A 9,530-nucleotide genomic window follows, 5' to 3' on the forward strand; every position below is an offset into this window, starting at 1 on the left:
TCGTAGTACGCCCACCAGCTGCCGAGCGTGATGCCGCACGTGAGGAACACCCAGGCGACATTCGTCCACGGCCGCACCCAGCGCGCCCACACCGAATCGAGCTTGCCTTCGAGCATCGCCGCAATCGCGAACGCGAACGGCACCGACAGGCCGATGTAGCCCGTGTACTGCATCGGCGGATGGATGATGAGTCCGGGATCCTGCAGCAGCGGATTCAGGTCGCGACCGTCGAGTGCCGCCGGCCACAGCCGCTCGAACGGACTGGAGGTCGTCAGAATGAAGAGCGCGAACCCGGCACTGATCAAACCCAGCACGCCGAGCACGCGACTCGTCACGACTTCGGGAATCGAGCGACTGAAAGCCGCCACCGCGAGCGTCCACGTTGCCTGTACCAGCAGCCACAGCAGCAGTGATCCTTCGTGCGCGCCCCAGGTCGCGGCCAGGCGATACATCGTCGGCAGCTCGGAGTTCGAGTTCTGCGCGACATACAGCACGGAGAAGTCGTTCAGATAGAACGCCCGCATCAGGCAGACGAAGGCGATGGCCGTCAGCACGAAATGTCCGACGACTGCGTTGCGGGTCAGCGCCATCCAGTGCGGCTTGCGCCACGCGGCGCCGGCGAGGCCGAAGAACGCCTGCGGCAGCGTCAGACAGAACGCGAGGATCAGCGCGAAGTGGCCCAGCTCGACGGTCATGATGGATTGCTCAGGTCGCGGGTTGGGACTTCCGGACCGCGTCCTGATGCTGCTTCTTCAGGCTGTCAGCGACGTCGGGGGGCATGTAGTTCTCGTCGTGCTTCGCCAGCACTTCCTCGGCCACGAAACGGCCGTCCGGGTCGAGCTTGCCGCGGGCCACGATGCCCTGGCCTTCGCGGAACAGGTCGGGCAGCACGCCGCTGTAGCGGACGGTCACGTTGTGCGAATAGTCCGTGAGGACGAACGTCGCTTCCATGCTGCCGGTCGGCCGGTGAAAACTGCCCTCGGTCACCATCCCGCCGACGCGGAAGGTGCGATCGGCCGGCGCCTTGCCGGCGGTCACGTCCGATGGGGAATAGAAGTAGAGAAGATTGTCCTGGAAGGCGCTGAGGGCAAAGGCCGCGGCGGCGCCCACGCCGATCACCATGAGTGCCACCAGCAGCATGCGACGCTGGCGGGCCGTCATGCCTGGCTCCCCGCCGCCTGTGCACGTCGCCGGGCAAGCAGTTGCGCGGCCTTCAGCCGACGCTGGCTGATCCATTCCATCCCGATCAGCACCGCGGCGGTCAGCAGGTAGCAGGGCCACACGTACGCCGCGTAACCGCCCATGTGAAGAAAATCAGCTAAGTTCATGATTACAGACCGCCTTCATTGAGCCAGGCAGTGTTTCGCTCCCGCTGCAGGATCTCGGTGCGTACCCGCGTACAGAGCACGGCGCCGAAGTAGAGCACAAATGCCAGGATCAGCAGCAGCAGCGGCCACACCATCGATCCGGCGATGGCGGGCTTGTCCAGCTGGGTCACCGAGAGGCTGGGCCCCTGGTGCAGGCTGTTCCACCAGACGACGGAGTATTTGACGATGGGGACATTCACCACGCCGACGATGGCGAGGATGGCGCTGGCGCGATCGGCACGCTGGAGGTCGTCGAAGGAACTCCGCAGCGCCATGTAACCGAGATAAAGGAACAGCAGGATCAGCTCCGAGGTCAGGCGCGGATCCCATTCCCACCAGGTGCCCCACATGGGCTTGCCCCAGACCGAGCCCGTGACCAGCGCGAGCACCGTGAACCAGGCGCCGATGGGAGCGCAGGCCGCGGCAACTGCGTGCGCCAGCTTCATGCGCCAGATGACGCCGATGGCTGCGGCGACCGCCATCATGACGTAGACGGTCAACGACAGGATCGCGCTGGGCACGTGCACGTAGATGATGCGGAACGCATCCTTCTGCTGGTAATCCGGTGGCGCCAGCACCAATCCGCCATAGACGCCGATCGCCATCAATACGACGGCAGGCCAGAACAGCCATGGACGCCACAGCGCCAGCAGACGGTAGGCATGCGGCGGCGAGGCGAGCTGAAAGAACCACAGCCAGCGCGAAGCCGGTCGCGGGTTCTCGCCCGTCGTGCGTGCCTCCGTCGTCATTTTTTGGGTATTCATGACTCCACACTGATTCGCATGGCTGCTGCCATCGCTGCCGGACCGAGACTCACGAACAGCACCAGCGCGGCGGCCAGCAAGTTTAGCGGACCAGCCGCCGACTCGCCGTGCATCGCCAGATCCACGGCGCGGGCGCCGAAGATCAGGATCGGCACTTCCAGCGGCAGCACCAGCAACGCCAGCAGCACGCTGCCGCGTCGCACGCTCACTGTCAGCGCCGCGCCGATCGCACCGAGCACGCTCAACGCTCCGGTACCCAGGGCGAGCGAACCGATCAGCACCGGCCAGGCCTGTTCCGGCAGGCCCAGCGAATAACCGACCAGCGGCGCCATCACCACGATGGGCAGTCCCGCCAGCACCCAGTGAGTCAGCGTCTTCGCCAGCAACATGAGCGACAACGGCTGTCCAGACAGCGTCCACTGCTCCATGGTTCCGTCCTCGACGTCCGGACGGAACAGCGATTCGAGCGCCAGCAGCGAGGCCAGCATGGCCGCGACCCACACCACGCCCGGCGCAATCCGTCGCAACTCATCAAGCGACGGGCTCACTGCGAGCGGAAACAGCGTCGTCACGATCATGAAAAACACCAGCGGCTGGATCACCTGGTCCCAGTGGCGAACGGCGAGCCGCAGATCGCGCCGCACGACCAGTCCCATGAGTTGCAGCGCGCCCGTCGGCATCAATGCAGCTCCACGGTGTCGACGCCCGGACGGCCCTGCAGCAGCAACTGATGCGCCGCCGTGAGGATCATTCCGCCCGCTTCCAGGTGTTCACTCATCACCTGCTGGAACAGCTCGATGCCGGCCGCATCGAGATTGGTGATCGGCTCATCCAGTATCCACAGCGGCGCGGCACTCAGCACGATTCGCGCGATGGCGACACGCCGCTTCTGTCCCGCCGACAGGGCACGCACCGGCAGTTCGGCGCAATGCGGAATCTGCAATCGCTGCAGCGCTGCGTGCGCCTGTTCCGTGGTGAGCGAATGCCGGATGCCGACGCCAAACTGAAGATTCTCCAGCGCGCTGAGGTCCGCCTTGAGGGCATTGATGTGAGCGAGATAGGCGAGCTGCTGGTGGTATCCGTCGCGATCCGCCGTCACGCTCTGCCCGCCCCAGCGGATCTCGCCCGACTCGAACGGCAGCAGTCCCGCCGCACACCGCAACAGACTGGTCTTGCCGACGCCGTTCGGTCCGGTGATCTGCAACAGTTCGCCGTTTTTCAATGCAAGGGAAACGCCGCGAAGCAGATGACGGTCGCCGCGCCACAGGTGCAGTTCGTGGATTTCGAATCGCGCATCGTTGGACTCGAGAGGGCTCAGCATGCCGGCGTGTGAATACCTGATCGTTGGAATCGTCGGCGCGGAACAAAAAACGCGGCGCAGTCTAGCAGATGGACCTGCCGCCCCCGGGCCGATGCGGCCTCGCACTGCGCCGGGTAGAATCCGCGCCGCGCGAGAACGGACGCAGCGGCGGTGTGGCGGAATTGGTAGACGCAGCAGACTTAAAATTTGCCGACGCAAGTCGTACCGGTTCGATTCCGGTCACCGCCACCAGCCAATGAATGTCGGTCGATGAGCTGTGTTGACAATGGACGTTGATCGGTAGGTACTATACCCACCAATGAAAAGCGTGGAACTCATCAAAAAGCTGCAGGATGCGGGCTGGGTTTTACGCTCGATTCATGGCAGCCATCACGTGTTCCAGCATCCAGCGCGGCCAGGACACCTGACCGTGCCTCATCCGAAGAAGGATCTCGGCAAAGGGCTGATACACAAGATCCTGAAGCAGGCAGGCCTGAAGTGACCCGCCCGCCCCGATGAGGTAAAGCCAGATGAAATTTGCCATCGCAATCGAGACGGGAACGAAGAAAACCGCGTTCGGCGTCGTTGTGCCGGATCTGCCCGGCTGCTTCAGCGCAGGCGACACCGTAGAGGAAGCGTTCGACAACGCTCGCGAAGCCATCGAGACTCATTGCGAGATCATTGCCGAGAGCAACGGCGATGTGCCTGTGACGAGATCGCTCAGCGACTGGCAGGCCGATCCTCAGTTCAAAGGCTGGACCTGGGGAATCGTCGAGGTGCCGATCGAGAAGTACTTCGGGCCCGCAGAGAAGATCAACATCACCGTGCCGGCCCGAATTCTGCGACGCATCGATGAGTACGCGCAGAAGCATGGCGACACTCGCTCGGGATTCCTGGTGCGCGCTGCCGAACAGGCGATGCGCCAGTAGCCGGCGTGTCTGGCCGGTTCCGATATCGTCAGACTTGCGATGGAGGCGCCGGCCGGAATTGAACCGGCGTACGCGGTTTTGCAGACCGCTGCGTAACCACTCCGCCACGGCGCCACGCCGATGAGGACCCCAGAAGCGCAAAACCCCGGGTGGGTGATCCGGGGTTTGCTGAGAATCTGGAGCGGGAAAGGAGGCTCGAACTCCCGACCTCAACCTTGGCAAGGTTGCGCTCTACCAACTGAGCTATTCCCGCAGGTCGCTTGAAGCGGCGGCTATTCTAGGGCGGCAAGCTGCACTGTCAAGGTAAAGATCGGAGACCGTGCGGCAATCTGGAAATCCGCATCTCACCGCGGCTGCGAATCGCTCAGCGCCGGCCACGCCGCCCGCAGATAGACCACCATCGACCACAGCGTCAGCACGGCCGCCGCCACCAGGCAATACACGCCGAGTTCGAACGCGGGGATGAACCAGACGTCGCTGCGAAACAGCATCATCGACAGCCCCGTCATCTGGAAGATGGTCTTGAGCTTGCCGAGCGAAGACACCGCCACCTTGCCGCGCGCACCCAGCTCCGCCATCCATTCGCGCAGTGCCGAGATGGTGATCTCCCGGCCGACGATCACTGCAGCCGTCAACGTGATGAGCAGGTGCGGATCGAAGCGGATCAGTTTCAGGTGCGGCGGATCGTGGCTCACCAGCAGGATGAGCGCGGTAACGACCATCAGCTTGTCTGCGACCGGATCCAGAAACGCGCCGAGCGCCGAGGTCTGTCCGAGACGCCGCGCGAGGTAGCCATCGAGCGAATCGGTGATGGCCGCAAGAATGAAGACGCAGGCGGCCGTCGGATCGGACCAGCCATACGGCAGGTAGAACAGCACGACCACGAGCGGAATCATCACGATCCGCGCGAACGTCAGCACATTGGCGATGGGAAAGCTCACGGCGACACCGCCTCAACCTGCCACGTGCAACGTGTCGTAGATCGATTGTGCGAGCTTGCGACTGATGCCGTGCACTTTCTCGAGGTCTTCGATGCCGGCGCGCGAAATGCCCTGCAATCCACCGAACTGCCGCAGCAGTTCACGGCGCTTGCGCGGCCCGAGCCCGGGAACGGTTTCGAGAATGGATTCCCTGCGTGCCTTGGCGCGTCGATGACGATGACCGGCAATGGCAAAACGATGGGCCTCGTCACGGATTCTCTGGATCAGATGCAGGGCGGAAGAGTCTGGCGGCAGTATAGTGGGCAGCTCCTGATGGGCCAAGAAAAGCCGCTCCTGCCCGGGACGACGGTCGGCCCCCTTCGCCACGCCGACCACGGCAATGCCCGCGATTTCCAGCTCATCGAGCACTGCAATCGCCTGGGCCAGCTGACCCGGTCCGCCGTCGATGAGCAGCAGATCCGGCATCGGCACGTCGCCTTTCTTGATTCGCGCATAGCGACGGCTGAGCGCCTGCCGCATGGCGCCATAGTCGTCGCCCGGCTCGATACCGTCGATGTTGAAGCGCCGATAGTCCGACTTGAGCGGGCCCGCCGGACCGAACACGACGCAGGACGCCACGGTCCTCTCGCCCATCGTATGACTGATGTCGAAGCATTCGATACGCGCCGGCAGCGCGGGCAGACCCAGCGCCGTGGCGATTTCCTGCAACTGCTCGGCAGTGGTCGCTTCCGTGGCCTGACGCATCTTGAGACCGACGTCCGCATTGGTACGCGCCATGTCGAGCCAGCGCGCACGCACGCCGCGAACGCTGCTGCGGATGCGCACGGTGCGTCCCAGCTTTTCCGACAGCGTCGCCTCCAGCACATCGGCGTCTTCGATGGGTTCGCTGATGAGAATCTCGTCGGGGGCTTCGCGTGCGAGGTAGTACTGCACGAGAAATCCCGAGAGCAGTTCGCCCGCCTCTGCCAGACCGGCGCGCGGAAAAAAATTGTTGCTGCCGAGATTGCGCCCGCCGCGCACGAACACGATCGAGACGCAATGCTCGCCGGCGTTCGACACCAGCGCGACCGCGTCGATGTCGTGCTCCGCGTTGCGGGTGACGGCCTGGGTCGAATGAATCGCCTTGATGCCGTGGATCTGATCGCGCAATCGCGCCGCCCGTTCGAACTCCAGCTGCTGCGACGCCTGCTCCATGCGTTGCGCCAGGTCTTCGAGCAGTTCGGCACCCCGGCCTTCCAGCACCTTCATCGCATCGCTGACGTCCTGCGCGTAGTCCTGCCGGGAGATCAGTTCCACGCACGGGCCGGAGCAGCGCTTGATCTGGTACTGCAGGCACGGCCGCGAGCGGTTCGAGAAGAACGAATCGCTGCACGGCCGCAGCAGGAACAGCTTCTGCAACAGCAGCAGCGTTTCACGCGTGGCGCGGGCATTCGGATACGGCCCGAAGAACTTCCCCGGCATCCGGCTGCGGCTGCCGCGATAGAAGCTGATGCGCGGATAGTCGTGATCGGTGGAGATGTAGAGATAAGGGAAGCTCTTGTCGTCGCGCAGCGCGACGTTGTAGCGCGGCTTGTGCTGCTTGATCAGGTTGTATTCGAGCAGCAGCGCCTCGGTTTCCGAGCCCGTCACGGTGACTTCGACATTGGCGATCTGGCTGACCATTGCCATGGTCTTGGCCGTCTGCGCCTTGCCGACGAAGTACGTCGTCAGGCGATTCCTGAGATTGCGCGCCTTGCCGACGTACAGCACCTCGCCATCGGCCGCGAGCATCCGGTACACGCCGGGCCGCTGGCTGACGTTGGCGAGGAACGGTTTGGAATCGAAGTCGGGCAAGGGAAGCGGAAGGTATAAGGTGTGGAGTTCAATGGCACTGCATAGCGCCTTCTCTGCTGCAGGTCAGGCTTCAGCCTGACTCTTTGAAGGCCGGCTGAAGCCGGCCCCACAGTAAGGAAAGCGCCATCTTACACGCCTTCCCTGACCAGCTCGGCGGCACGCGCGAACACGGCGTCGAACATTTCCTCGGTCAGACGGCGCGTCTGGGTGTTGTAGCGGCTGCAGTGATAGGAATCGATCAGCGTCATGCCGCGCGGCAGGGCGTGCTCCGCCGCGTGCGCAAACTTGAACGCCGACGGCTTCAGCCCGAGCGCGTTCAGCGCCGCGTTGTGCCCGATCGAACCCATCGCCATCAGCACTGTTCCGTCCGCCACACGCGCCAGCTCCGCCTTGATGTAGCGCAGACAGGTGCGGATCTCGGCCGGCAGCGGCTTGTTCTCCGGCGGCACGCATTTCACTGAATTGGTGATGCGGCAATTGATGAGCTTCAGTCCATCGTCCGCCGCAATCGATTCTGGCCGGCTCGCAAAGCCGAACTTGTGCAGCGTGCGATACAGCAGCAGCCCCGCGTGATCGCCCGTGAATGGACGGCCCGTGGCATTGGCGCCATGAAATCCCGGCGCCAGTCCAACGATGATGAACTTCGCCTTGGGGTCGCCGAAAGGCGGCACCGGCAGGCAATAGTAGTCCGGATATTCCTTGCGTCCCTGCGCCAGGAACTGCGCAAGCCGCGGACAGAGTGTGCAGTTCCGGTCGAAGATCACGCCGTCCGACGGCCAGAGTTCTGCGCTCGTCGCACTCGGTTTGCGGACAGAAATCTGCGCGAGCGTACGGCGAGGCGTCGCGCGCTTTTTCGCACTGGTGATGGGCATGTCGCCAGTGTAACCCGGCGACGTGACGAAGCAGCGGGCGCCTCTTCGACGTCCGCGTGTATGATCGCGGCCGCGTCGATCCGACAACGACAATGACGCGCCTCTCATCAGCCTTCATGAAATTGAGGATCCTGTGGCAGCGAACGAAAAACCGGTGAATGCATCCGCGGGCAAAGAAAAAATGGCGTGGGTCGAAAGGCTCGCGGCCGTCATGGAGCGTGTCGTTCCAGACGCGATCACGACGTCGATCCTGCTCCTGATCATCCTTGTCGCGATGTCGTTGGGCATCGGCACCTCCCTCGCCGATACGATGAACGCCTACTACGACGGCCTGTGGAATCTGCTTGCCTTCACGATGCAGATGACGCTGATTCTCGTCCTGAGCCTGATTCTGGGCTCCACGCCCTTCTTCAAACGCACCATCATCCGGCTCTCGCAGCTGCCGCGGACGGTGCCGCAGGTCGTGGCCGGTTCGGTGCTGACCTCGGCCGTGATCGCCTACATGAACTGGGGCCTGTCGATCGCGCTGGCGCCGCTGGTGGCGATCCATTTCTGCAGGAACGCCGAGGCGAAAGGCCTGAAGATCGACTTCCTGTTCCTGATGGGCGCGCTGGCGGGCGCGGGTGCGGTCTGGCAGTTCGGCCTGTCGGGCAGCGCGCCGCTGCTCATGGCGACACCCGGGCATTTCCTGGAAGAGACGACCGGCATCATGCCGCTCAGCACCACGATCTGGGCGCCGGCCACCATCATTCTCGTGATCTCCTTCCTGATCGTCGTGACGATCGCGGGCATCGTGCTGATGCCGAAGAACGTCAGGCCGATTTCCGAATTCCAGGACGCGCACGCGAGCGTCGCCGAAGAAGTTGAAGAAGAGATACCGCCGCACGAGCGCACGTTCGCCATGCGGATGGAGAACAGCCCGCTCGTGATCGTGCCGCTGGTGCTGATGCTGTTCGCCTGGCTGTACACGCATTTCTTCGTGAAGGAACTGTCGCTCGACATCAACTCGATGAACACGATCGTGCTGACGGCCGGCCTCATCCTGCATCGGAACATCGCGCGCTTTACTCGCGCGTTGCGCGAGGCCGTCGGGCTCGCCTGGCCGATCGTCCTGCTCTACCACCTCTATGCCGGTGTCGCGGGCCTGATCCAGTTCACGCCGGTGGGCGAGCACATCGTATCGATGTTCGATCCGATCATGACGCCGTACACGTTCCCGGTGCTGATCGTCGTGATCAGCGCGGTCGTGTCGTTCTTCATTCCGACGAGCGGCGGCCAGTGGCTCATTCAGGGTTTCGTGACGGTGCAGGCGGCGGAGTCGGTAGGCCACTCCGCACAGCGTGGCCTGCTCGCGCTCAGCGTCGGCGATCACATGGGCAACCTGCTGACGCCGTTCTGGGCCGTCGTCGGCGCGAGCATCGCGCGCGTCGACTTCCGTCTGATGTTCGGCTATCGCCTGATCTTCGCGGCCATCTGGTTCGTCATGGGGACGCTCGCGTTCACGTTCCTGCCGTGCTGAGCGGG

The 9,530-nt window shown here is 63.6% G+C and carries 12 protein-coding genes and 3 tRNA genes; 4 read left to right on the forward strand and 11 right to left on the reverse strand.

Features of this window, described 5'->3' with window-relative positions; translation table 11 throughout:
- The 6 genes from ccsA to ccmA form a co-directional block, all read right to left on the reverse strand.
- A partial coding sequence (ccsA, locus tag V7D81_RS22160; RefSeq protein ID WP_324320416.1) for a cytochrome c biogenesis protein CcsA occupies positions 1-695 on the reverse strand: 695 nt, incomplete at its 3' end.
- Positions 696-705: 10 nt separating this feature from the next.
- Positions 706-1,161: a cytochrome c maturation protein CcmE gene (gene ccmE, locus V7D81_RS22165; protein WP_324320418.1), complete on the reverse strand. Its 456-nt coding sequence runs from the start codon at positions 1,159-1,161 to the stop codon at positions 706-708.
- The gene (gene ccmD, locus V7D81_RS22170; RefSeq protein WP_324320420.1) at positions 1,158-1,328 is read right to left on the reverse strand and encodes a heme exporter protein CcmD; all 171 of its coding nucleotides are present in this window, start codon (positions 1,326-1,328) and stop codon (positions 1,158-1,160) included. Before ccmD ends, ccmE begins: the two co-directional genes overlap by 4 nt.
- Positions 1,329-1,330: 2 nt before the next feature.
- On the reverse strand, positions 1,331-2,131 hold the full coding sequence (locus tag V7D81_RS22175) for a heme ABC transporter permease (RefSeq protein ID WP_324320423.1): 801 nt from the start codon (positions 2,129-2,131) through the stop codon (positions 1,331-1,333).
- Positions 2,128-2,811, reverse strand: coding sequence for a heme exporter protein CcmB (gene ccmB / locus V7D81_RS22180; RefSeq protein ID WP_324320425.1), 684 nt, complete (start codon positions 2,809-2,811; stop codon positions 2,128-2,130). Before ccmB ends, V7D81_RS22175 begins: the two co-directional genes overlap by 4 nt.
- Complete coding sequence (gene ccmA, locus V7D81_RS22185; RefSeq protein ID WP_324320427.1) at positions 2,811-3,452, reverse strand: cytochrome c biogenesis heme-transporting ATPase CcmA; 642 nt, start codon at positions 3,450-3,452, stop codon at positions 2,811-2,813. The genes ccmB and ccmA overlap by 1 nt, the downstream gene beginning before the upstream one ends.
- A gap of 146 nt (positions 3,453-3,598) precedes the next feature.
- Between ccmA and V7D81_RS22190 the strand changes: the two genes are divergently transcribed.
- The 3 genes from V7D81_RS22190 (at position 3,599) to V7D81_RS22200 (ending at position 4,360) form a co-directional block, all read left to right on the forward strand.
- Positions 3,599-3,683, forward strand: a tRNA-Leu gene (locus tag V7D81_RS22190).
- A 67-nt stretch (positions 3,684-3,750) separates the two neighbouring features.
- Positions 3,751-3,933: a type II toxin-antitoxin system HicA family toxin gene (locus V7D81_RS22195; RefSeq protein ID WP_349257721.1), complete on the forward strand. Its 183-nt coding sequence runs from the start codon at positions 3,751-3,753 to the stop codon at positions 3,931-3,933.
- Between the two features lie 28 nt (positions 3,934-3,961).
- On the forward strand, positions 3,962-4,360 hold the full coding sequence (locus tag V7D81_RS22200; protein WP_324320431.1) for a type II toxin-antitoxin system HicB family antitoxin: 399 nt from the start codon (positions 3,962-3,964) through the stop codon (positions 4,358-4,360).
- A 40-nt stretch (positions 4,361-4,400) separates the two neighbouring features.
- Here the strand turns inward: V7D81_RS22200 and V7D81_RS22205 are convergent.
- From V7D81_RS22205 to V7D81_RS22225, 5 genes are all read right to left on the reverse strand, one after another.
- Positions 4,401-4,474: transfer RNA gene (locus V7D81_RS22205), tRNA-Cys, on the reverse strand.
- 63 nt (positions 4,475-4,537) lie between these two features.
- Positions 4,538-4,613 (reverse strand) — tRNA-Gly (locus V7D81_RS22210).
- A 91-nt stretch (positions 4,614-4,704) separates the two neighbouring features.
- Positions 4,705-5,301: a CDP-diacylglycerol--glycerol-3-phosphate 3-phosphatidyltransferase gene (pgsA, locus tag V7D81_RS22215; RefSeq protein WP_324320432.1), complete on the reverse strand. Its 597-nt coding sequence runs from the start codon at positions 5,299-5,301 to the stop codon at positions 4,705-4,707.
- 12 nt (positions 5,302-5,313) lie between these two features.
- Complete coding sequence (gene uvrC, locus V7D81_RS22220; RefSeq protein ID WP_324320434.1) at positions 5,314-7,134, reverse strand: excinuclease ABC subunit UvrC; 1,821 nt, start codon at positions 7,132-7,134, stop codon at positions 5,314-5,316.
- Positions 7,135-7,262: 128 nt separating this feature from the next.
- Positions 7,263-8,006 carry a uracil-DNA glycosylase gene (locus V7D81_RS22225; RefSeq protein ID WP_324320436.1) on the reverse strand — a complete coding sequence of 248 codons (744 nt, stop codon included), beginning with the start codon at positions 8,004-8,006 and terminating at the stop codon, positions 7,263-7,265.
- Positions 8,007-8,139: 133 nt separating this feature from the next.
- Here V7D81_RS22225 and V7D81_RS22230 point away from each other — a divergent pair, with 133 nt between their 5' ends.
- The gene (locus V7D81_RS22230; protein ID WP_324320438.1) at positions 8,140-9,525 is read left to right on the forward strand and encodes a TIGR00366 family protein; all 1,386 of its coding nucleotides are present in this window, start codon (positions 8,140-8,142) and stop codon (positions 9,523-9,525) included.
- Positions 9,526-9,530: the final 5 nt, after the last annotated feature.

This window comes from Povalibacter sp. (genome assembly GCF_036735925.1).
Lineage (GTDB): Bacteria > Pseudomonadota > Gammaproteobacteria > Steroidobacterales > Steroidobacteraceae > Steroidobacter.